Genomic DNA, 22,801 nt, shown 5'->3' on the forward strand with positions numbered 1-22,801 from the left:
CCAATGAGCGTTCCCGAATCCGACCACAGCGGCCACCGCGCAAGGCTTCGCAAACGCCTCAACGAGCAGGGTGGCGAGGGGCTGCTCGACCATGAGCTGATCGAATATCTGCTGGCGCTCGCGATTCCGCGTCGCGATACCAAGCCGCTCGCCAAGGCGCTGCTTGCCGAGTTCGGCGGCATCGGCGGTTTGCTGACGGCCGACCCGGAGGCGCTGTCGCGCGTCTCCGGCATGGGCGAAACGTCGGTCGCCGCGATCAAAATCGCGCATGCCGCCGCGATCCGGCTGGTCAAGGCGGAAGTGGCGGCGCGGCCCGTACTCGCCAACTGGCAAGCGTTGCTCGACTATCTGCGCGCCGACATGGCGCACCACACGATCGAGCGGGTGCGCGTGCTCCACCTCAACGCGCGCAACATGCTGATCCGCGACGAGGTGATGAACGAAGGTTCGGTCGACGAGGCGCCGATGTACGTGCGCGAGGTGATCCGCCGCGCGATCGACCTTGGTTCGGCGGCGATCATCCTCGTTCACAACCATCCAAGCGGCGACCCCTCGCCCAGCCGTGCCGATATCGACATCACGCGCAAGGTGGGCGAAGCCGGCAAGCGGCTTGGCATCGCGTTGCACGACCATATCATCATCGGCAGCGAGGGCCATTCGAGCCTGCGCGCGATGGGGCTGATCTGATAGAACGATAAAACTCGAGAGGGACTGGCCTGCATGACGCGCTCTTCGATTTGCCTGTTCGCCGCCGCCCTCCTCGTCAGCACCGCGCTATTGGCCGCCCCGGCATACGCCGGCACCTGCAAGCTCGGCATCATGGCCGATCTGCCGGTGACGATGGAGGGCATGCGCGCCAGCGTGCCGGTCACCATCGACGGCAAGGAAACGCAGCTGTGGCTCGACAGCGGTGCGTTCTTCAGCCTGATGCCGCGCGCCAAGGCGATGGAACTCGGCCTGAAGATTGGCGCGGCGCCGTTCGGCCTGTCGCTGGTCGGGATCGGCGGCTCCTCCACGCCCGATCTCGTCACCGTCAAGAAATTCGGCATCGCCGACAAGACGCTCGACACCGTGCAGTTCCTCGTCGGCGGCAGCGATGTCGGTAACGGGCTGATCGGCCGCAACCTGCTCGGGATCGAGGACACCGAGTTCAACCTGGCCGGTGGTTCGGTCAAGCTGATCCGCCCGCACGACTGCAACAACGCCGCCATCGCATATTGGGCGCCGGGCAAGCCGTACTTCACCGCCCCGCTCGACGTCGGTGAGAATGCCGGCGACCACCGTTTTCAGGTGTTGGTGCGGATCAACGGCGCACAGGTCACCGCCGTCTACGACAGCGGTTCGCCGACCACGCTGCTCTCGCGCCGCGCCGCGCAGAAGGCGGGGATAGACCTGAACGGACCCGCCGTCACGCCGATCCGCGGCATCGGCGGGCTCGGCAAGCGTTCGCGGCCGGGCTGGACGGTGCCGGTGGAAAGCGTCGCGATCGGGGACGAGACCATCCTGAAGACCCGGCTCGACGTGATCGACAGCCCCACGCTCGCCGGCGACACCGGTCCGGACATGCTGATCGGCGCGGACTATATGCTCGCCCACCATATCTATGTCGCGCGTAGCCAGCATCGCATCTACTTCACCTACAACGGCGGCAAGGCGTTCCGCAGTTCCGCGACAACCCCGCTGGCGGTGGCAAGCGGCGCGCCCCTCCCCGCCGATATCCAACGCGTCGCTCCGGTTAGCGAAGCAGCGCCGACCACTGCCGATGCCTTCGCACGGCGTGGCAACGCCCGTGTCGCGCAGCGGCAACTTGCCGATGCGCTGGCCGACTTCAACCAGGCGATCGCGCTCGCCCCCACCAACGCGGACTATTACCGCGACCGGGCGCTGGCCTATGCCGCCTCCGGCCAGCGTGGCCTCGCGCGGACCGATATCGAAAAGGCCGTCGACCTTGCGCCGACCGACGGCAGCCTTCTGCGCATCCGCGCGATGCTGCGCATGCGCGAACAGGATCATACCGGCGCGCTTGCCGATGCCGAGGCTGCCGTCCGCGTCACCCCACCCACGTCGCTGGAGATGGTCACGCTGGCCGAGCTGTTCGCGCGGCTGGGCCAGCCTGCGCGCGGCATCGCCATGCTCGGGCCGGTGATCGCCAGCCATGCAGACGACCGGCAGCTTGGCAGCCTACTTAACGCCCGCTGCTGGATGCGCGCGCAGGCTGGCATCGAACTCGACGCCGCGCTCGACGATTGTAACCGCGCGCTGAAACGCGCGGGCGCGCAGCCGGCGTTCCTCGACAGTCGCGGCCTCGTCTATCTGCGACAGGGCAAATACGCCGCCGCCATCGCCGATTATGACGCGGCGCTGGCGGTCGCGCCGAAACTGGCGTGGTCGCTATATTGCCGAGGGCTTGCCAAGATCGCCTTGGGCCAGAAGGATGCGGGCGAAGCCGACAAGGCCGCCGCGCTAGCGATCGCCCCGAATATCGCGCGCGAGGCGAAGCAGCACGGCATCGGATAAACCGCCCAGCCGGACACGTTTGAAGCTTCGCCCGGTCCCTGCTACCGCGCGGGCGAAACGCCTGCCCGTACAAAGGAACCCCGATGGTCCCCCGCTATTCTCGCCCCGACATGACCGCGATCTGGACGCCGGAGGCGCGCTTCCGCATCTGGTTCGAGATCGAGGCCCACGCCACCGACGCGCTCGCCGAGCTTGGCGTGGTGCCGAAATCGGCGGCGCAGGCGCTGTGGGACTGGTGGAAGACCGAACCCGCGATCGACGTCGCTGCGATCGACGCGATCGAGGCGGTCACCAAGCATGACGTGATCGCCTTCCTCACATGGGTGGCCGAACAGGTCGGTGACGAGGCGCGCTTCATGCATCAGGGCATGACCTCCTCCGACGTGCTCGACACCTGCCTGTCGGTACAGCTCGCGCAGGCCAGCGACATCCTGCTCGCCGATCTCGATAAGCTGCTGGCCGCGCTCAAGACGCGCGCCTACGAGCACAAGATGACGCCGACGATCGGCCGCAGCCACGGCATCCATGCCGAGCCGGTCACCTTCGGTCTCAAGATGGCGGAGGCTTACGCCGAGTTCGCGCGCTGCCGCAAACGGCTCGTCGCCGCGCGTGAGGATATCGCCACCTGCGCGATTTCGGGCGCGGTCGGCACCTTCGCCAATATCGACCCGGTGGTGGAGGCGCATGTCGCCGCCAAGCTCGGCCTGACGGTCGAGCCGGTGTCGACGCAGGTCATCCCCCGTGACCGCCACGCGATGTATTTCGCGACGCTCGGCGTGATCGCCTCGTCGATCGAGCGGCTCGCGGTCGAGGTGCGCCACCTCCAGCGCACCGAGGTGCTGGAGGCGGAAGAGTATTTCTCGCCCGGCCAGAAGGGCTCGTCGGCGATGCCGCACAAGCGCAATCCGGTGCTGACCGAGAACCTGACCGGACTTGCCCGCATGGTGCGCGGCTATGTCACACCTGCGCTGGAGAACGTCGCGCTATGGCATGAGCGCGACATCAGCCACTCCTCGGTCGAGCGCTACATCGCGCCCGACGCGACGATCACGCTGGATTTCGCGCTGGCGCGGCTGACCGGCGTGATCGAGAAGCTGCTGGTCTATCCGGCGCGGATGCAGAAGAACCTCGATAAGATGGGCGGCCTCGTCCACTCGCAGCGCGTGCTGCTCGCGCTGACGCAAGCCGGTGTGAGCCGCGAGGATTCGTATCGCCTCGTCCAGCGTAACGCGATGAAGGTATGGGAGAGCGACGGCGAACTGTCTTTGCTCGAACTGCTCAAGGGCGATGCCGAAGTGACGGCAGCGCTGTCGCCGGAGGTGATCGAGGACAAGTTCGACCTCGGCTATCACCTCAAGCATGTCGACACGATCTTCACGCGGGTGTTCGGCTGACACGGGTGCGGCGGGCGGCCAATATCGCCTCCCGCCGCAACTTGGTTTCGCTGCGATAAACGTCTGGTCGCGCAGGATGCACGGTTCAACGTGCAAATGCTGCATCTGCGAATGCGAGTAATAAAATTGCGTGAAGACGCAATAATATCCAAATGACGCTCAGGCCGGAATTGACCGGCCGGAGACCCTACCATGCGCATCTTCCAGAACCTCGCCGGCGGCATCTTTGCTGTTGCGGGTATCGCGCTGGTGGTCGAGGTTCTCATCCTCTGATCCATCGGCCGACCCCGCCCCTTTTTGCGAGGGGGCGGAACGGCCGGATGGGATCCGGTTTTTCTAGCTGGCGCGCCGCGCATCGGGCGGCGCACTTTGTGAGATTATCGCAAACATCCGCGACTGCGGCACCGGCAAACAGCCTGCGACACCCGCGATCCTTCGCCGGTCAAGGTGAGGACCACGCACGCCGGTGCGGTGATCCGGTCGCGACTTTCGACGCAAAGACGACGCCACGCGGCGACCATGACCCGGCCGCCGCGCCCAGCATCACCCCCAGGCGCCCTTCACCTTCTGAAAGAAGCCGCCAACGTGCGAAGCATCCGCACCGGCGTCGAGCGTGCGCAGCTCCTCCAGCAACTCACGCTGCCGGGCGGAGAGCTTGGTAGGGGTCTCCACCTCGACGCGCACGACGAGATCACCGCGCCCGCGCCCTTGCAACACCGGCATACCCGCGCCGCGCTGGCGCAGTTCACGGCCATGCTGCGTGCCGGCCGGGATCTTCAACACATGCGTCTCGCCGTCCGGGCCGGTGATCGAGAATTCACCCCCCAGCGCCGCCGTCGCGAAGCTGACCGGCGCACGCGCGAGCAACGTCGTGCCCTCACGCTCGAACACCGCATGGCGGGCGACGTGCAGGAAGATGTAAAGATCACCCGCGGGAGCGCCGCGCAAGCCTGCCTCGCCTTCGCCGGTAAGGCGGATGCGCGTGCCCTCGTCGACGCCGGGTGGCACGTTGACCGTCAGCGTCTTGGTCTGCTCGACCCGGCCTTCGCCGTGGCAGGCCGGGCACGGATCGGAAATCACCCGCCCCGCGCCGTGGCATGACGGACAGGTCCGCTCGACCACAAAGAATCCCTGCTGCGCGCGCACCTTGCCGTGGCCGGCACAGGTCGTGCAGGTCTTGGCGCTGGTGCCACGTTTGGCACCGCTGCCCTCGCAGGTGTCGCACACCGCCGACACGTCGACGGTGACCTCGCTGGAGCGGCCGGTGAACGCCTCCTCCAGCGTGATCTCCATGTCGTAGCGCAGGTCCGCGCCCCGACGCGGCCCGCTGCGGCCACCGCCGCCACGCTCGCCGCCCATGAATTCGCCGAAAATGTTCTCAAAAATATCGCTGAAGCCGCCGAAATCCTGCGCGCCGCTACGCCCGCCGCCGGGGCCGCCGTTCTTGAACGCGGCATGGCCGAAGCGATCATAGGCCGCGCGCTTCTGCGGATCCTTGAGGCAGTCATAGGCTTCGCTGATCGCCTTGAAGCGACCTTCCGAATCCTTGCATCCGGCATTGCGATCCGGGTGATATTTCATCGCCAGCTTGCGATACGACGCCTTGATGGTGGCATCGTCGGCGGTGCGCTCGCATTCGAGCAGTTCGTAAAAATCAACTTCGGTCGTCATATATGGCCCCCGCCCCCCGGCTGTCCCCACACGATGCGGGGACAGCCGGGCAAGCGCAACAGGTTACGCCTTGGTATCGTCGACTTCGGAGAATTCCGCGTCGACCACATCCTCGTGCGGCGCCTCGGCACCGGCCGAAGGAGACGCCTCCGACTGGGCCTGCTTGTCGTAGATCGCCTGGCCAAGCTTCATCGCGACCTGAGCGAGCGTCGCCGCCTTCTCCTTCATCGCCTCGGCATCGTTGCTCTCGATCGCAGTCTTGGTGGCGGTGATCGCCTCCTCGATCTCGCTCTTGAGCGACGCGTCGACCATGTCGCCATTGTCGGCAAGCTGACGCTCCGTCGTGTGGACCAGGCTCTCGGCGTTGTTCTTCGCCTCGGCCGATTCCCGACGCTTCTTGTCGTCATCGGCGAACTGCTCGGCATCGCGCACCATCTGCTCGATGTCACGATCCGACAGGCCACCCGAGGCCTGGATGCGGATCTGCTGTTCCTTGCCCGTGCCCTTGTCCTTGGCGGACACGTTGACGAGCCCGTTGGCGTCGATGTCGAACGTCACTTCGATCTGCGGCACGCCGCGCGGTGCGGGCGGAATGCCGACGAGGTCGAACTGGCCGAGGATCTTGTTGTCCGCCGCCATTTCACGCTCGCCCTGGAAGACGCGGATCGTCACGGCGTTCTGGTTGTCGTCCGCGGTCGAGTAGGTCTGCGACTTCTTGGTCGGGATCGTCGTGTTGCGGTCGATCATGCGGGTGAACACGCCACCCAGCGTCTCGATGCCGAGCGACAGCGGCGTCACGTCGAGCAGCAGCACGTCCTTGACGTCGCCCTGCAACACGCCCGCCTGAATAGCGGCGCCCATCGCGACGACTTCATCCGGGTTGACGCCCGAATGCGGCTCCTTGCCGAAGAAGTCCTTCACGACCTGACGGACCTTGGGCATGCGCGTCATGCCGCCGACGAGGACGACTTCCGAAATCTCGTTTGCCGAGATGCCAGCGTCCTTCATCGCCTTCTTGCACGGCTCGAGCGTGCGCTGGATGAGGTCCTCGACCAGGCGCTCGAGGTCGGCGCGGGTGATCGCCTTGACGAGATGCTTCGGCCCCGTGGCGTCCGCCGTAATGAACGGCAGGTTGACCTCGGTCGTCGCCGCCGACGACAGCTCGATCTTCGCCTTCTCGGCCGCTTCCTTGAGACGCTGGAGCGCCAGCTTGTCCTTGGTGAGATCAATCCCCTCGGCCTTCTTGAAGTCCGCCGCGAGGAAATCGAGCAGCTTGTTGTCGAAATCCTCACCGCCGAGGAAGGTGTCGCCGTTGGTGGCCTTCACCTCGAACACGCCGTCGCCGATCTCGAGGATCGAGATGTCGAACGTGCCACCGCCAAGGTCATAGACCGCGATAGTCTTGTTGGTGTCCTTGTCGAGGCCGTAGGCCAGCGCCGCCGCGGTCGGCTCGTTGATGATGCGCAGCACTTCGAGACCGGCGATCTGGCCGGCGTCCTTGGTCGCCTGGCGCTGTGCGTCGTTGAAGTACGCCGGCACGGTGATGACCGCCTGCGTCACCGTCTCGCCGAGATATGCCTCGGCGGTTTCCTTCATCTTCTGAAGCGTGAAGGCGCTGATCTGCGAAGGCGAGTAATCCTTGCCGCCGGCGCCGACCCATGCGTCGCCGTTGTTGCCGCGCACGATCGTGTACGGCACCAGCTCGGTGTCCTTCTTGGTGATCGGATCGTCGAAGCGGCGGCCGATCAGGCGCTTCACCGCGAAGATCGTGTTTTCCGGGTTCGTCACCGCCTGGCGCTTGGCCGGCTGGCCGACCAGTCGCTCGCCGTCCTTGGCGAACGCGACGATCGACGGCGTGGTGCGGGCACCCTCGACATTTTCGATGACCTTGGGCTTGCCGCCCTCCATCACCGAAACGCAGCTATTGGTCGTGCCCAGATCGATACCGATTACTTTTGCCATTGGTCCTCTACGGCCCCCGTCTTGTTCAGGTTTGCAACATGTGGCGGCGCCCCCGAATGGGCGACACCGCGCTCTACTCGCCGGATATAGGGGGGCTTTTGCTTGTCGCAAGATTTCGACACGCCTAGGAACAAATCATCGTTTCCCGAAGTGGGAGTTCCTGTGCGCATCCTAGGTCTTCTCCTCGTCCTGCTGCTCGGCATTAGCGGTTGCAGCGCTCGGCAATTCTACATCGATCATGGTTATGTGCGCCTCGCCGCTGCGCCCGGACGACCGGCGGTGGCGTATTTCACGCTGCACGGCGGTTCTACGGATACGACTCTGGTCGCGGTTCATTCAGAATTCTCCCTCCGGACCGAGCTGCACCAGTCGATGACCAGCGGCGGCATGGCCGCGATGAAGCCGCTCGATCAGGTCGCGCTGCCCGCCGGAGGCAAAGTCGCGTTCAAGCCCGGCGGCATGCATGTAATGCTGTTCGGTCTCAATCCGGTCATCAAACCTGGCAAGACAATGACGCTTCAGTTCACCTTCGCAGACGGCAATCGCTACGATTACGAAGCGCTGGTGATTGCGCCGGGCGATCCCGCGCCGAAGTTCTGATGCCCGCCGCCCGCCCGCTGACCCTCGGCGAGATCGCACTCGCCCGCAGCATCTTCGGAGACGCCATCGATTATGCGGCGGTGCGGATCGTGCTGGGCAAATGGGCATTTTTCCAGCCGCGTAATACCGTGATGGCACCGCGCGGTGCGATCCACTTTCATCCCAAAGGCACCGCGTACTGCGACGACTTCTCGGTCGCGCCGCTCAGCGCGCAGGGGTTGTTCATCCACGAGATGGTGCATGTCTGGCAGCACCAGTCGGGCGTGTTCCTGCCACTGCGGCGCCACCCCTTCTCGCGCTACGACTACGCGATCCGGCCCGGCGTGGCGTTGACCGGCTACGGAATCGAGCAGCAGGCGGAGATCGTCCGGCACGCCTTTGTGCTGCGCGGCGGCGGTCATGTGATCGGCGCACCGGAACGCAACGTGTACGAGGCGATCTTGCCCTTCGGACCGCGCAGGCCAGCCGCAGCCTGAGTGCCCGACAAAACCGGCAAGCGCCGGCTCGCAGCGGAAGCTTTCGCGGCGGATTGCTCCACGGGTTGGCTGTGTCGAATATCCGGTGTTGGGGCACGACACCTAAGCCGAGCTACAGCGTTAACCCTTCGCCCAGACAGTCGACCAGCAACCGACTAGCGACATGGCTTCATGTAAGGTGGCAATCACCGCCGTTATTGCAACGTCCCAGTCTTTCGAGGCAGCCTTTACGGTGGCGACGTCACCATCGCCCATCGGCCGCCGCATTGGCGAACGAATGCGTCCGCCCGATCGCTTCGACATCTACGACAATACTTAAACTACGATTCGTCTTTCAAGTCTTAGCACAATGCTTCACTCTTACGATGGGGACGCGGATCTAGCGGGAGGGGGCCGCCATCGTGACGACTAGCTCGAGGCGGCTTGCCTCCGAACCGCCGCCGATCGATGCACTTCGATCAGGCGAACACACCCCAAACGTCTGCAAGCCCAAGGCTGCACTGCGGCCTCGCCTCACGGGCAAAGCTTGCGTCGGCTCGGTGCCAGCGTGACGCGCCGATCGGCTTCTGCGTCCGGTGTATCCCGCGCCGCCGTGGCACTGACATTGGCGCTGCTGGCACCGCCGAATCCGGCGATATCTCAGGAGGCTGCGCACACCCATACAGATGCCGGCGCGAGAGAAGATGCGCCCGACCAGTTGACGTCCGACATCGTCGTGATCGGACAGCGCGGCGAGGTGGTCACCGACATCGAGCCGCTCGCAACCTTCAACGCACGCGCGATCGAGGCAACGGGCGCAACCTCGATCGACGAGCTGCTGCGGACAATTCGCGGTATCACAGAGGCGGCCGATGGCGAACCGCCCATCTTCCTGCTCAACGCGCAGCGCGTGTCGGGGTATGAAGAGATCGGCAATCTCCCGCCCGAGGCGATCGAGAAGGTGGAAGTCCTGCCCGAACCTGTGGCGCTGCGATACGGCTACCCGCCGACCCGCCGCGTCGTAAACTTCATCACCAAGCGTCGGTTTCGCCAGCTATCGCTGAAATACGTCGTCGGTACCGCCACGCGCGGCGGCGCAGATACCGTGAACCCGCATCTCGACCTGACGCGGCTCCGCGATGACAAGCGGTTCACCCTGTCGCTCGACGCGCATCATACCGATGCGCTCTCACAATCGTCGCGGCACGTGTTGCCCGATCCGGACGTGCCGTTCGACGCAATCGGCAATGTGACAGGCGTGCGCGCCGGCGGCGAGATCGATCCGACGCTGTCCGCACTGGCCGGTCAGGTCACCACGATCGCGCCCGTTCCGGCCGGCGCCGCTCCGACGCTTTCCGGTTTTGCGGCCGGGGCGAACATGCCGCGGCTCTACGACCTGTCGCCCTTTCACGATCTGGCGCCGGCGAACGACACGCTGCATGGCGAACTCGTCATGGCCAACCGGATCGGCCACGGCATCGCCGGATCGCTGACCTTGACGGCCGACCACGCGCATGAGCGAAGCGTCTACGGCCCCTCCAGTGCCACGCTGCTCGTTCCGGCAGACAACCCCTTCTCGCCATTCAGTAATGACGTGCTGCTACAGCGCTACTTCACTGAAGGGCCGCTACTCGGCGCGCGTCTTGACACCACCACGCTCCACGCCGGTGGGCTGCTGCGCGGCGCGTGGCGGGGGTGGCAGTGGGACCTGACCGGCACGCTCGATGGCCAGCGCCGGGTCGGCCTGAGCGACGCCTATACCGACACCGCGCTCGCAAACGCCGCCATCGCTGCCGGTGCCAACCCGTTCCAGCCGCTGCCCAGCGCGCTTGTGGGCAACGTGCGTGCCAATCACACCGTCCAGACGACGCACGGCGCTGCTGCCAAGTTCGTCACAAACAACCGTCCCGTGCGGCTGCCCGCCGGGCCTGTCACCGTCACGGCGACGCTGGAGGTTGAGCGCACCGGCTCGTCGGGCAGGACGACGGGCGCGACCACCTACGACGTCGCGTTCGCCCGTACCCGGATCGAGGGCGCGGCCACGTTGGACGTACCCGTCGCCTCGCGCAAGGCGGGTGTGCTGTCCTGGCTGGGCAAAATGTCCATCAACGCCTCGACGGCACGCCGCCACGTCGAGGGTTTCGGCGACCTGTCGGACGCCACCGCCGGGATCACCTGGGCACCGTTTAAGCCCATCCAGTTCCTCCTCCAGTACAAGACGTCCGCCGCCGCGCCGACCCTCGACCAAGTGGCGACGCCGCAGGCGGTGGCGCTTCAGGCCAACGTCTTCAACTTCGCGACCGGCCGGTCGGACATCGTGACGCTGCTGACGGGTGGCAATCCCGATCTTGTCGCCGAGCACCGCCGGGTTCGTTCGCTGGGCGTGACGCTGAAGCCGTTCGCGAAGTCCGAGCTGCGCCTCGGCGCCACCTACGAAGCAACGACGGTCCGCAACGGCGTGCAGACGATCTACGCGCTTACACCCGCAACCCTCGCCGGGTTGCCCGATCTGTTCGTGCGCGATGCATCGGGCGCGCTTACCTCCGTAGCGTTTCGCCCCGTCAACGTCGCCCGCGAGGAACAGCAGACGCTCAACATCACGCTCAACGCCAACGGCCAGATCGGCCACGCCAAGCCCCCTGCCCAGTCGAATGGGAAGCCGGCCGAGCGGCCGAGTTTCTATGGCGGCCTTGGCCCTTCCATTCGCTTCGCCGACCGGCTGACGCTTCGTCCAGGCACCACGCCGCTCAATCTGCTGGCGGGCGATACGCTGACCGGAGCGACCACGCCGCGAATCGCGGGCTATGGCTACGGCGGTCTGAATTATCTCGGCAATGGCGGCACGTTCGACTTTGACTGCCTTGGTGGTGGCCGTGTGCGCGGCGCCGTACCCGCAGCGGACCTGTCGTTTGGCGCATTGTGTCGGTTGAACGTCAGCGGATCGCTTAGCCTCCACCACGTCTTTTCGCACCAGACCTGGACGCGCCATTTCATCGTCAAGCTATCGGTCGATAATCTGTTCGATGCCCACCCGAGCGTTCGCGCCGCCGATAACACAACGCCTTATCGATATCAGGCCGACCTGCTTGATCCGGTCGGCCGGAGGGTCTCGCTTACGCTGCGCAAGGCGCTGTGACCCGCTTCGGGTGATCGCACGTGCCGCCACCGCCGCTTACGGACATCGGAGGATCCGATTTACCGCATGTCGGGCCAGATCCAGGAGCGAAATACGATGTTCGGACGCTGACGTTTTTTGGCTTAGGCGTTCCGACGATTGCCAACGGCCGCGCTGTTGAACGGCAAACCTAATTCGTTGCCCTGAGATTATCCCAGGTCTGCCAATCGATCGCCCGTCCGGGGTAAGCGACTTTCTTGAACGGCCAGGCTGTCTGCATCCAGTTGGTCAGCCAGGCGTAGAGTTCCGCATCCAACCCGGCGTCATACGCCTCCTTGGTCACCCACATTCGCACAACCGCATCATATCCCGCAACGTGACTTGGCGAGATATAGACGCTGCCGATCTCGCGGCTGCCGTCCGTCGTCAGCACGGCATAATCGAAGGATTGGCGCCTGGTGAACCGAGCCTGCTCGTTCTCCATATCCTTCACCGCATCGGCATGGGATATCCCCTCATGCGGCCACGTGGTGCTGCGCGAGAACGTCTTTTGGAGATGCTCGATCGAGGACATATACGCCCTATAGTCCCGGTCCACCACGGCAGGACCAAGCGGCACGATTTTGAACCGCGCTGTTTCGACCAGCTTCGGAGGATCGAAAGCCTCCGGAACGAAGGGCCGTATCTGCTCGGGTTTTACCCTGATCGCTGGTGCCGCCGGCTGCTGTTGAGCGGCAAGCGGAGAAGCAAAAGCTGCGAACGCCAGCACCCACCAAGGAATGAACTTCATCATACAGGCGATCTCCCGTCGCCCACATTCGGGACTCGGATGGCGGTGGCAATAAGGCGTCTGCCCTACCCTTCCGGGGGGATCTCCCGCCTTGCGACGCATCGGATACGCTAACGACTTGGCACGGCGGGCCACCTGCTCTAAGGGGCTGCAAAGTTTTACCCACTCTGAAAGCTACCTCATGCAGATCATCGTCCGTGACAACAATGTCGACCAGGCATTGCGCGCGCTAAAGAAAAAGCTGCAGCGCGAGGGCGTGTACCGCGAGATGAAGCTGCGCCGTCACTACGAGAAGCCGTCCGAACGTCGCGCACGTGAACGCGCAGCGGCGATCAGCCGGGCGCGCAAGGCAGACCGCAAGCGCGCCGAACGGGATCGCTGACCCGCGATTTTCCCTGCGGCGGGCAGAAATCGCCCGCCGCATGCCGAACCGAAGCCGGTTCGTGAGATCAACATGTCAGTAACACGCGCTCGCGTGGACGACATTTGTACTCTGATCCGGGAGGGTGCAGTCTTCTGTTACTGTAGACGCTCTGCGTGCAAGGGGCTGGACCACACGGCCTTGCCCGACCGGCACGCGAGCTGATTCGGCGTGGGCAGTTCAGGCGCCGCCGATACCGTGAATGACCTTGCCGCTGCCGCCGCAATTCGTGCAAGCGGCGTCGCCGATGGTGCCGGTGCCGCCGCAGACCGGACAGATATCCTCTCCGGTGCCAGGGGTGCCGGGGGCAGCGTCATCGCCGGGGTTGAGCGGTTCCTGATTCATTGTGGGTGCCTTTCGCGGTGGTTGTCCGTGTTCAACCCATGAACCGCCGCGCGGGTTCATCGTCCCCTTAGGCAAGTCGCCTACCAGAATTACTGCCGCCGATCTGGCCGTTCTTCAGTGACGGTGCGACCCCGTCGGTCGCGGCATCTTCGACTGCCGCGCGGAACGCTCGTCCTGCAAAGCCTAGGCCGCCACCCTGACCTCTGCGTCCACCCGCGCCAGCGTCAGTACCGCGATCGCGCCGCGCCCCCGGCCCTCGCTCTCCAGCCGTAACGCGCCCTGCATCGCCCCCATCGCATTCGCGCACCAGTGCAGGCCGAGGCCGCCCGATTTGTGCGCGCGCGTCGAAAAGCCGCGCTGAAAGAAGGTCGGCGCGTTCGCGGGGTCAAAGCCCTCGCCGTCGTCGCGGATGGCAATGCGGGTCTCGCCACCCTCTTCGGAAACGGTCGCGCTGATGGTCCCGCTGCGGGTGCCCTTGGCGGCGATCGCCTCCGCCGCGTTGCCGAGCAGATTGCCGATCACCTGGCTCAGGATCACGCGGCTCGCCATCACCAGATGCGCCTCGCCCGGAAAAACGAACGCGATCGACAGGTCGCCCGAATAGCGCGCGATCGTCGCATTGCGCGCCAGGATCTCGCTGACGTCGCACACCTCCAGGTCCGGCCGCTCGTGCGCGGCGCGTTGCTGTGCGCCGATGATCTCGAGCACATGCGCCATCGCCTCGCGGCCGATCTCGAGTTCGCCACGCCGGCGTGTGCGGTCGTTCGTGTCCGCCTCCACCGCCGCGGCCACGAAGGCGACGAGCTTACCGCGTCGTGCCGCCGGAAGATCCTCGCGCGCGAGTTCGGCGACCGCGCGATCGAGCATCGCGCGGTCGACCGGAGGCGCCTGCGCAATGCCCTGCGACAGGATCGTGCTGATCGGATTGAGCGCGTTGCGGACGTTGTGCATTACCGCCACCGCGCTTTCGCTGCGGCCGAGCGCGAAGCTCTGCGCCTCGATCTGTTCGCGCAGGTCCTGCAACTGGCTGAGCATCGCGTTGAAGCTCGCGCCGAGCGAGCCGATTTCGTCCTGCCGCCCATCCTCCGCCAGTTGCCCGAGCGAGCCGGACGCGCGCACCATCTGCATATGCCGTTCCACCCGCGCGAGCGGGCGCAGCACCAGCCGATCCATCATTCGTCGCAGCATCACCAGCACGATCAGCAACAGCACGGTCGACCCGCACACCGCCAGCAGCAGCATGCGCCGGCCCAGTATCGACAGGTCGCGCGGAACGGTGAAGGCGGCGCCCGCCACCGCGTGATGGTCCACGCCGTAGACCGGCACCGCGATTCGCGTCTTCGTCGCGCTGGACGTGATGCGGTCCTGATCCGCCACGTCAGTTAGATTGAGCTTGGCACCAAGCTGAAGCAGTCCGGACAACTGGCCGGAAGTGATCTGCCGCGCCATCAGCACAACCCCGCGCGGCTCGCCGCTGCCGTCACTGCGCCGCACCTCGGCGATGCCAATCGCGGCGACCACCTGCCCGAGTCGCACATAGAAGCTGGCGGAACTGCCCGCCTGCAAGGCCCGCCGAAAATCGACGCGCGCGATCTGTGCCACCAATGCCGCCCGCAACACGGCATCGTCGCCACGCGCTCCGCGCCAGCGCGCGATGACGATATGGCCGTCATTGGCGATATACGCCATGCCGTTGACGCCGAGATTCTCCATCGCCAGGGGCGAGAAGCTTTCCGCCTCGAATGCGCGCGTCGGGTGGCCCATATAGTCGTAGCTGGAGTTCCAGTCGCCGTAATCGCGCACCGCGCTTTCCACCTTGGAGGCGTATTCTTGCAGCGCCGCGCGCGTCCGCTCGATATGGCCGTCGACCGATTTCGCCTCGAGCCGGTTGAAGCTGGGGGTGATGACACTCGCCAGCAGCAGCGTGATCGCGATCGATCCGGCAAGCCCGATCGCGGTGAGGATCAGCAGCAATTTGGCGCCGAGCGAGCGCGGATTGCGCAGCGTGGTGACCTGCGTCTCGATCCGGCCGCGCGCCGCGCGGAACCGGGTGCGCATCAGCCGTGCGTCCCGTTTCCGGCGGTCGTCGCCGCTGCGAGGGTTTCATCGACCATAAAGCGTTGCTGCGCCAGCGCCTGCGCATCCTCGGCCGCCATCGGCCGCGCAAAATAATACCCCTGGAGGTGCGAAGCCCCCGCCAGCCGCAGCGCCTGCACCTGCGCCGCCGTTTCGACGCCCTCCGCGATCACGCCGAGGCCGAGCGAGCGGCCGAGGTGGACAATCGAATGGACGATCGCCGCGCTCTCGCGCTCACGCCCCATGCCGTCGATGAAGCTCTTGTCGATCTTGAGGCAATCGAGCGCGAACTTGCGGATGTTGTACAGGCTCGAATAACCCGTGCCGAAGTCGTCGAGTGCGATGCGGAAGCCCATCTGGCGCAGCTTGTACAGCGTATCCGCGGCGCGATCCGCATCGTCGAAGATCGCGGTTTCGGTAATCTCGATCTGTACGCGGTTAGGCGCGACCCCGGCGCGCTGCACGCATTCGACGACATGACCGACAAAATTATGCCGGCGGAACTGGCGCGGCGAGAAGTTGACCGAGACGTACTGCCCCGGCCAGTCCTTCAACACGCTCAGCGCCTCGTTCAGCACCCAGTCGCCGAGTTCGTGGATAAGATTGGATTCCTCCGCGATCGGGATGAACAGCGCCGGGCTTACGGGTCCGAACTCTGCGGTATGCCAGCGTAGCAGCGCCTCGAAACCAACCACTTCCAGCCCGTCGCGCGCAACGATCGGCTGATAGACCAGCTTCAGTTCATTGCGTGCGATCGACTGGCCGAGCCCGCCTTCAATCTGGCGGCGGAAGCGGATCGATTCGTCCATCGTGTCGTCGTACACCCGTACGGTGCCACGGCCTTTGTGCTTGGCGTCGTTCAGCGCGAGATCGGCGCGGCGGATCAGGTCGACCGACTCGCGGTGGCCATCACCGCGCTCGACGGTGCCGACATGGACAAGACCAACCGACGCGCCGGCCTGCACCGAGTGACCGAACAGCTTGAAGGTGGTCGAACAGTTGCGGATCACGAGATCGCACGCCATCGCGGCAGCTTCCGCGCCGGGCGAATCGAACAACAGGCCGAATTCGTCGCCGCCCAATCGCGCGACCAGCCCGCCTTCTGGCACCGACGCGTGGAGGATGCCACAAATCTGGCGGATCAGCTCGTCGCCGGCAAGATGGCCGAGCGTATCGTTGACGATCTTAAATCGATCGAGATCGACCATCGCCACCGCGAAATCCCCGCCGCTACGCGCACGGTCGGCGAGCGCGCGCATGAAGGCGAGACGGTTGGGCGCGTCGGTGAGCGAATCGTGGTTGGCGATATGGGTCGCCTTGCTTTCGTTGGCGGCGAGTTCGAGACCCTGCTCCTCCAGCTGCACCACTTGCCGCGCGAGCGCGCGGCGCATCTCGGCCATCTCGCGGTCGAGCTGCCAACGGTTCGCAAGCGCGGTCGCCATCTGTGTCACCTCGGCGACCTCGAACGGCTTGGCGATATAGAAGATCTTGTCGGCGGGGCCGGCCGCCCGCGAGATCTCCGCCGGCGAAAAATCCGAAAAGCCAGTGACGATGACGAGCTGGATGTCGGGATCGAGCGCGCGGATGCGAGTCGCGGTCTCCTTCCCATCGATACCCGGCGGCATTCGCACGTCGATGAACGCCACCGCAAACGGGTTGCCCGCCGCCTGCGCCGCCTCGATCTGTGCCACCGCATCCAGCCCCTGCAGCGCGTGCGTCAGCGCGAAATCGGCTGCGGGATCTGCATCGTTCGTCGTCGCATCATCGCCGAACAACTCGACGGCCATGGCATCGAGCGCGTCGCTTTCCGCAGCCGCGCTGCCTGCGAAGCTGCGCCGATAGCTGTCGTGCATTGCCGGTTCGTCGTCGACGATCAGAATCCGCATGTACCGCACCGCCTGAAGCTTGAAAGAAGGGAGCCTTCACTCCGTTGCACGGGCGTAAGCGGACAGGGTTAAAGCGCCGTAAATGCTTGACACCGCTTCGATGAAAACGCTGTCGGCGGTGTCAGGTTGACCCGGAATGGGGTGCGAAATGGCCGCCTCGGAAATATTCGTTACGTGCCCGATGAACTTCCCACCACCTTCGTGGGTTCTCTCCGCAACGCCACCGCTCAAATACAAGGAACCAGTCATGTTTAAGAAACTTGCCATGGCGACGCTGATTGCCACCGTCGCCCTCCCCACCACCGCATTCGCGGGGGTTCAGGATTACGACCACGGCAGCCAGTGGCAGCGTGATCAGGCCGATCGCGATTCGGCCTACAACAACGGCGGACGCCGCTACCGTGGTCGCGATTACCGGGATAACAACTACCGGAACAACAACTATCGCGGAAATGATCGCCGCTATTATCAAGACTGCAAGCGCAGCAGCGGTACCACCGGCACGATCGCCGGAGGCGCGGGCGGTGCGGTACTGGGTAGCGTGCTCGGCGGCGGTACGCTTGGCACGATCGCGGGCGGTGTCGGCGGCGCACTGGTCGGCCGTACGCTCGACAAAAATCATGATCGTGCGCAGAATCGCCGGAACGGCTGCTGATCCGCGAGCGGGAGGCTGTCGACCAGCAACAGCCTCCCGCTTGCTCAAGCTATAAGCGAAATAGCCACGTTACGTAGCGCATTAGCCGCCTCGTAGCGTGGCTGTTTTGTGTCGGTATGCCGCTACTCGACCGTGACGGACTTGGCGAGATTGCGCGGCTGATCGACGTCCGTGCCCTTCGCCACGGCAACATGATACGCCAGCAACTGCACCGGCACGGCGTAGACGAGCGGTGCGATCAGCGGGTGGACCTTGGGCATGGTGATTGTGGCGATGCACCCGTCGCCGGCCGCCTGCACCCCGTCATAATCCGAGATCAGCACAACCTTGCCGCCGCGTGCCTGCACCTCCTGCATGTTGCTGACGGTCTTGTCGAACAACGGCCCTGACGGCGCGATTACGATCACTGGCACAGCATCGTCGATCAGCGCGATGGGCCCGTGTTTCATCTCGCCCGCGGCGTAGCCTTCAGCGTGGATGTAACTGATTTCCTTGAGTTTTAGCGCACCTTCCAGCGCCAGCGGATAGTCCGTGCCACGTCCGAGATACAGCACGTCACGTGCGCTGGCGATGACATGCGCCATCGCCTGGATGGTTTCGTCATAGGCAAGCGCGGCGTTAAGCGCAGCCGGAGCCTCGCCGAGATGCCGTACGATCGCCTTCTCCTCGGCGGCATTGAGTTTACCCTTGGCACGCGCAAGGTTCGCCGCCAGCGCCGCCAGCACTGCGAGTTGGCAGGTGAACGCCTTGGTAGAAGCGACACCGATCTCCGGCCCGGCATGCGTCGGCAACAACAGATCCGCCTCGCGCGCCATCGAACTGGTCGGCACGTTGACGACGGCGGCGATCTTCTGCCCCTCGGCCTTGGCATGACGCAACGCGGCGAGCGTATCCGCCGTCTCGCCCGACTGGCTGATGACGATCATCAGACCGCCCTCCTCCATCACAGGCTGGCGGTAGCGAAACTCGGATGCGACATCGATATCAACCGGCACGCGCGCAAACTGTTCGAACCAGTATTTGGCGACCATGCCCGCATAGAAGCTCGTCCCACATGCGACGATTGTCACGCGCCTGATTGCGCTGAGATCGAAGTCCGGGATCGGCAGCGTGACCTTGTCCTCCATGCGCTGAAGGTATGAGCGCAACGTCTGCGCGACGACGATCGGCTGCTCGTAAATCTCCTTGAGCATATAGTGGCGATGATTGCCCTTGGAGATCAGCTCGCCGGTCACACCGGATATGGTGATCGCCCGCTCGACAGGGTTGTTGTCCTTGTCGAAGATCTGCGCGCCGTCGCGGGTGATGATCACCCAGTCACCTTCGTCGAGATAGGCGATGCGCTGCGTCAGCGGTGCCAGCGCCAGCGCGTCCGAGCCGAGGTAGGTTTCGCCGTCGCCATAACCGACTACCAAAGGCGACCCGAGCCGCGCACCGATGAGCAGATCGGGATGCTGCCGGAACAGGATCGCCAAAGCGAATGCCCCGTGCAGGCGCGGCAACACCTCACGCACCGCGTCGGCGGGAGCGAGCCCAGCCTCGACCTTCTCGCTCACCAGATGCGCGACGACTTCCGTGTCGGTCTCGCTGGTGAAGACGCGGCCGCGCGCGACCAGTTCGTCCCGCAGGGTCTTGAAATTCTCGATGATGCCGTTGTGGACCAGCGCGACCTCGCCGGTGGCATGTGGGTGCGCGTTGTTGGTGGTCGGTCCGCCATGCGTCGCCCAGCGGGTGTGCGCGATGCCGGTGTCGCCCGGCAGCGGATGCTCGGCGAGTTCGCGCGCGAGATTGACGAGCTTGCCCGAGGCGCGCCGCCGCTCGATCGCCCCCTCGAAATCGGTCGCGATGCCGGCCGAATCGTATCCGCGATATTCTAGCCGCCGCAAGCCATCGAGCAGACGATCCGCGACGGGCTCCTTACCGACAATTCCAACGATTCCACACATGGGTAACGTCCTTCAATGCTCAGTTCCGTTCGTGCAAGCAGGTCGCGCTACTTGCCGGCCTTTCTTGCCTTGGCCGCCGCGCGAAACCGTGGCGCCCAATCTTCTCGCGTTTCCTGTCGGCCGCGCGCAATCGCGAAGCCGTCAGCCGGTACGTCGTCGATGATGACCGAACCCGCCGCCACCAGAGCACCATCGCCGATCGACACCGGCGCGACCAGCGCGCTGTTCGAACCGATGAACGCGCCCGCGCCGATCCGCGTCAGCGACTTGTTGTAGCCATCGTAATTGCAGGTGATCGTGCCCGCGCCGATGTTCGCGCCCGCGCCGACCTCGGCATCACCAAGGTAGGTAAGGTGGTTGGCCTTGGCGCCCTTGCCTAGCACCGCCTTCTTCATCTCGACGAAATTGCCTACGTGTGCGTCTTCACGCACCACCGCGCCCGGCCGCAGCCGCGCATAGGGGCCGACGATGGCGCCGGTGGCGACGCTCGCACCCTCGATATGACTGAACGCCCGCAGCGTCACGCCATCGGCAATGGTCGTGCCGGGACCGAACACGACATTTGGTTCGATTACCACATCCCGGCCGATTACCGTGTCGTGCGCGAACCACACCGTTTCCGGTGCGATCAGCGTCGCGCCGTTCGCCATCGCATCAGCACGACGCGCCTGCTGCCAGGCGCCCTCCACCACGGCCAGTTCCGCGCGGCTGTTGACGCCGGCGACCTCGGCCGCGTCCGTTTCGATCACCACCGAGGTGCGGCCATCGGCGGCCGCCAGCATGACGATATCGGGCAGATAATATTCGCCCGCCGCGTTGTCGTTGCCGACGCGGGCGAGCAGCGCGAACAGATCGGCCGAGCGCACCGCCATAAGCCCCGAGTTGCACAGATCGACCGCCCGCTCTGCCGTGGAGGCGTCCTTATACTCGACCATTCTGGCGATGCGCCCCTCGGGCGAGGCGATGATGCGGCCATAGGCGGCGGGATCGGGGGGGCGGAAGCCGAGCACAACGCACGCCGGCGCATCGTCGCCAGCCAATCGGTCGAGCATCCGGCGCATCGTCGCAGTACCGACCAGCGGCACATCGCCATACAGGATCAGCACTGCGCCCTCGAAGCCCGTCAACGCCGCCTGCGCCTGCGCAACCGCATGGCCGGTGCCGAGCTGCTCAGCCTGAAGCGCGGTGACAGCACCAAGCGGCGTGACCGCCGCCTCGACCTGTTCGCGACCGGCACCCGTAACCACCACCACCCGTTCGGGCGCGAGCGCGTCTACGCTGGCGAGCAGGTGGAGCAGCATCGGACGCCCCGCGACCGGGTGCAGCACCTTATGCAGATCGGATTTCATCCGCGTGCCCTTGCCCGCGGCAAGGATAATCGCGGCGACGGCGGCGGCGGGGTTTTTCGCGTCCATGCGCACAGCCCTGCCACGACAGGGTTGCCAATTCCATAGCGCCGGTGCCAGTCGCGCCGACATGACAGATTTTTCCTTCGACCTGGTCGGATTCGATCTCGACGGCACGTTCGTCGACAGCAGCGGCGATCTGGCGGCGGCGGTCAACGTCATGCTGGCAAGCGACGGGCGCCGAACGCTGAGCGTGGCGGAGATCGTGGCGATGACGGGCGGCGGCGTGGCGCGGCTGGTGGCGCTTGCACTGGAGGCGACCGGGGGCGCGACGCCGGCGGAGACAGAGCATCTCAAGGGTGCGATGCTGGCATCCTACGCGGACAATATCGCGGTACTGACGCGGCCGTATCCGGGTGCGGTAGCGGCTATCGAGGGGTTACGGGCGCGCGGGGTGCGTACCGCGATCGTGACCAACAAATTGGCGGATCTGGCCGAAAAGCTCCTCGAATCGCTTGGGCTACAGCATCTTTTCGACACGCTGATCGGTGGCGACACGCTGGCTGGCGCCAGGCAAAAGCCTGATCCGGCGATGCTGTACGAGATGGTTCGGCGGCTGGGCGGCGGTCGCGCCGCGTTCGTCGGCGACACGATGTTCGACGTGACCGCGGCAAAGTCGGCAGGCATGCCGGTCGTCGTAGTGAACTTCGGTCGCGAGCCGGTGGGCGGGTTCGGGGCGGACGCGGTAATCGACCATTTCGACGCCTTGATCCCCGCCCTGGAGCGGCTGGCGTGAGCAAGCAGACGCTCATGCTCAGGTTGCTGTTCTGGGCGGCGTTGCTCTTCGCGGTGACGATGGCGTTGCTGCCGCAACCTCCGCACACCCCAGCGGACCAGTTCGGTGACAAGTTCGAACATATGCTCGCCTTCTCGACCATGGCGGCGCTGGCAGCGGCGGCTTACCCGCGCCTTCCGCTATTCCGCATCGGGGAGCGGCTGTCGTTCCTCGGCGCGATGATCGAGGTGGTGCAATCGATCCCTGAACTGCACCGCGACTGCGACGTCCGCGACTGGGCCGCCGACACGCTGGCGATCACGGTGGTGTTGTTGATCGCGGGGCTGTTCCGGCTGCGTTGGCGGCGGCGTTAGCCCGGTTCGACGCGTGGCGGGGAACATGCGCGGTCGCCGCTGATTATCTGCTGGTAACATCGGGAGATGACGAATGGACGACGACCGCCTGTGGAGCTTCGAGCAGAGCCTGTGGACCGAAGGTCCGGACAATTACCGTGAAAAGGTCGATGCCGAGGTGGTGATGGTGCTGCCGCACCCGCCCTTCGTCTATCGCGGCGACACGGCGATCGACGCCGTAGCCGCCACACCGGTGTGGGCGCAGGCGGACCTGACCGAGCGGCAGGTCTCCCGACCGCAGGAAGGGCTGATCGTGATCGGCTACCGCGTCAAGGCGAGCCGCGACGGCGAAGCCTATGAGGCGCATTGTACCTCCACGATCCGCCGGATCGAGCATGAGGTGTGGCGCGTCGTGCAGCATCAGCAGACGCCGGTTCTGGCCCAGACCGCCAGCAGCTAACCGCTCGGGGCCGGCCACGCGCAGTCGTGGCCGG

20 protein-coding genes are annotated in these 22,801 nt (G+C 65.2%); 11 read left to right on the forward strand and 9 right to left on the reverse strand.

Annotation, left to right across the window (positions count from 1 at the left end):
* The first annotated feature begins 3 nt into the window (after positions 1-3).
* The 3 genes from radC to purB all read left to right on the forward strand — a co-directional run bounded on the left by radC (position 4) and on the right by purB (position 3,911).
* On the forward strand, positions 4-687 hold the full coding sequence (gene radC / locus L8F97_RS04305; RefSeq protein WP_242147169.1) for a RadC family protein: 684 nt from the start codon (positions 4-6) through the stop codon (positions 685-687).
* Positions 688-720: 33 nt separating this feature from the next.
* Positions 721-2,517 carry a tetratricopeptide repeat protein gene (locus L8F97_RS04310; RefSeq protein WP_242146791.1) on the forward strand — a complete coding sequence of 599 codons (1,797 nt, stop codon included), beginning with the start codon at positions 721-723 and terminating at the stop codon, positions 2,515-2,517.
* An 83-nt stretch (positions 2,518-2,600) separates the two neighbouring features.
* Entirely contained in the window at positions 2,601-3,911 is a 1,311-nt protein-coding gene (gene purB, locus L8F97_RS04315; protein WP_242146793.1) for an adenylosuccinate lyase, read from the forward strand.
* A 543-nt stretch (positions 3,912-4,454) separates the two neighbouring features.
* On the opposite strand, the gene dnaJ is transcribed toward purB, so the two are convergent.
* Both dnaJ and dnaK read right to left on the reverse strand, forming a co-directional pair.
* The gene (dnaJ, locus tag L8F97_RS04320; RefSeq protein ID WP_242146794.1) at positions 4,455-5,582 is read right to left on the reverse strand and encodes a molecular chaperone DnaJ; all 1,128 of its coding nucleotides are present in this window, start codon (positions 5,580-5,582) and stop codon (positions 4,455-4,457) included.
* A 63-nt stretch (positions 5,583-5,645) separates the two neighbouring features.
* On the reverse strand, positions 5,646-7,544 hold the full coding sequence (gene dnaK / locus L8F97_RS04325; RefSeq protein WP_242146797.1) for a molecular chaperone DnaK: 1,899 nt from the start codon (positions 7,542-7,544) through the stop codon (positions 5,646-5,648).
* Between the two features lie 162 nt (positions 7,545-7,706).
* Between dnaK and L8F97_RS04330 the strand changes: the two genes are divergently transcribed.
* The 3 genes from L8F97_RS04330 (at position 7,707) to L8F97_RS04340 (ending at position 11,735) form a co-directional block, all read left to right on the forward strand.
* Positions 7,707-8,144 (forward strand): copper chaperone PCu(A)C, encoded by a 438-nt coding sequence (locus tag L8F97_RS04330; protein ID WP_242146798.1) that lies wholly within the window; start codon positions 7,707-7,709, stop codon positions 8,142-8,144.
* Complete coding sequence (locus L8F97_RS04335; protein WP_242146800.1) at positions 8,144-8,620, forward strand: vgr related protein; 477 nt, start codon at positions 8,144-8,146, stop codon at positions 8,618-8,620. The genes L8F97_RS04330 and L8F97_RS04335 overlap by 1 nt, the downstream gene beginning before the upstream one ends.
* A gap of 592 nt (positions 8,621-9,212) precedes the next feature.
* Positions 9,213-11,735 (forward strand): TonB-dependent receptor, encoded by a 2,523-nt coding sequence (locus L8F97_RS04340; protein ID WP_242146802.1) that lies wholly within the window; start codon positions 9,213-9,215, stop codon positions 11,733-11,735.
* 169 nt (positions 11,736-11,904) lie between these two features.
* Here the strand turns inward: L8F97_RS04340 and L8F97_RS04345 are convergent, their stop codons facing one another.
* Positions 11,905-12,507: a twin-arginine translocation pathway signal protein gene (locus tag L8F97_RS04345; protein WP_242146804.1), complete on the reverse strand. Its 603-nt coding sequence runs from the start codon at positions 12,505-12,507 to the stop codon at positions 11,905-11,907.
* Positions 12,508-12,685: 178 nt separating this feature from the next.
* On the opposite strand from L8F97_RS04345, the gene rpsU reads away from it, so the two are divergent.
* Positions 12,686-12,886, forward strand: a complete 201-nt coding sequence (rpsU, locus tag L8F97_RS04350) for a 30S ribosomal protein S21 (RefSeq protein ID WP_130159038.1) — start codon at positions 12,686-12,688, stop codon at positions 12,884-12,886.
* 219 nt (positions 12,887-13,105) lie between these two features.
* Here the strand turns inward: rpsU and L8F97_RS04355 are convergent, their stop codons facing one another.
* From L8F97_RS04355 to L8F97_RS04370, 4 genes are all read right to left on the reverse strand, one after another.
* The gene (locus tag L8F97_RS04355) at positions 13,106-13,270 is read right to left on the reverse strand and encodes a hypothetical protein (protein ID WP_242146805.1); all 165 of its coding nucleotides are present in this window, start codon (positions 13,268-13,270) and stop codon (positions 13,106-13,108) included.
* A 183-nt stretch (positions 13,271-13,453) separates the two neighbouring features.
* Entirely contained in the window at positions 13,454-15,328 is a 1,875-nt protein-coding gene (locus tag L8F97_RS04360; RefSeq protein WP_242146808.1) for a CHASE4 domain-containing protein, read from the reverse strand.
* Positions 15,328-17,232: a putative bifunctional diguanylate cyclase/phosphodiesterase gene (locus L8F97_RS04365; RefSeq protein WP_242146810.1), complete on the reverse strand. Its 1,905-nt coding sequence runs from the start codon at positions 17,230-17,232 to the stop codon at positions 15,328-15,330. Before L8F97_RS04365 ends, L8F97_RS04360 begins: the two co-directional genes overlap by 1 nt.
* Before the next feature lie 36 nt (positions 17,233-17,268).
* Positions 17,269-17,517, reverse strand: coding sequence for a hypothetical protein (locus L8F97_RS04370; protein ID WP_242146812.1), 249 nt, complete (start codon positions 17,515-17,517; stop codon positions 17,269-17,271).
* Between L8F97_RS04370 and L8F97_RS04375 the strand changes: the two genes are divergently transcribed.
* On the forward strand, positions 17,498-17,887 hold the full coding sequence (locus tag L8F97_RS04375) for a hypothetical protein (protein WP_242146814.1): 390 nt from the start codon (positions 17,498-17,500) through the stop codon (positions 17,885-17,887). The genes L8F97_RS04370 and L8F97_RS04375 overlap by 20 nt on opposite strands.
* Before the next feature lie 122 nt (positions 17,888-18,009).
* Here the strand turns inward: L8F97_RS04375 and glmS are convergent, their stop codons facing one another.
* Together glmS and glmU are read right to left on the reverse strand one after the other, a co-directional pair.
* Entirely contained in the window at positions 18,010-19,833 is a 1,824-nt protein-coding gene (glmS, locus tag L8F97_RS04380) for a glutamine--fructose-6-phosphate transaminase (isomerizing) (RefSeq protein ID WP_242146816.1), read from the reverse strand.
* Between the two features lie 47 nt (positions 19,834-19,880).
* A complete protein-coding gene (gene glmU, locus L8F97_RS04385) occupies positions 19,881-21,248 on the reverse strand; it encodes a bifunctional UDP-N-acetylglucosamine diphosphorylase/glucosamine-1-phosphate N-acetyltransferase GlmU (RefSeq protein ID WP_242146818.1) in 1,368 nt (455 codons plus the stop codon).
* Positions 21,249-21,309: 61 nt separating this feature from the next.
* On the opposite strand from glmU, the gene L8F97_RS04390 reads away from it, so the two are divergent.
* The 3 genes from L8F97_RS04390 (at position 21,310) to L8F97_RS04400 (ending at position 22,767) form a co-directional block, all read left to right on the forward strand.
* Positions 21,310-21,975 carry an HAD-IA family hydrolase gene (locus L8F97_RS04390; protein ID WP_242146820.1) on the forward strand — a complete coding sequence of 222 codons (666 nt, stop codon included), beginning with the start codon at positions 21,310-21,312 and terminating at the stop codon, positions 21,973-21,975.
* Positions 21,972-22,328, forward strand: coding sequence for a hypothetical protein (locus tag L8F97_RS04395; RefSeq protein ID WP_242146822.1), 357 nt, complete (start codon positions 21,972-21,974; stop codon positions 22,326-22,328). Before L8F97_RS04390 ends, L8F97_RS04395 begins: the two co-directional genes overlap by 4 nt.
* A gap of 73 nt (positions 22,329-22,401) precedes the next feature.
* A complete protein-coding gene (locus tag L8F97_RS04400) occupies positions 22,402-22,767 on the forward strand; it encodes a DUF4440 domain-containing protein (RefSeq protein WP_242146824.1) in 366 nt (121 codons plus the stop codon).
* The last annotated feature ends 34 nt before the right edge of the window (positions 22,768-22,801 follow it).

This window comes from Sphingomonas sp. BAUL-RG-20F-R05-02 (assembly GCF_022662305.1).
Lineage (GTDB): Bacteria > Pseudomonadota > Alphaproteobacteria > Sphingomonadales > Sphingomonadaceae > Sphingomonas.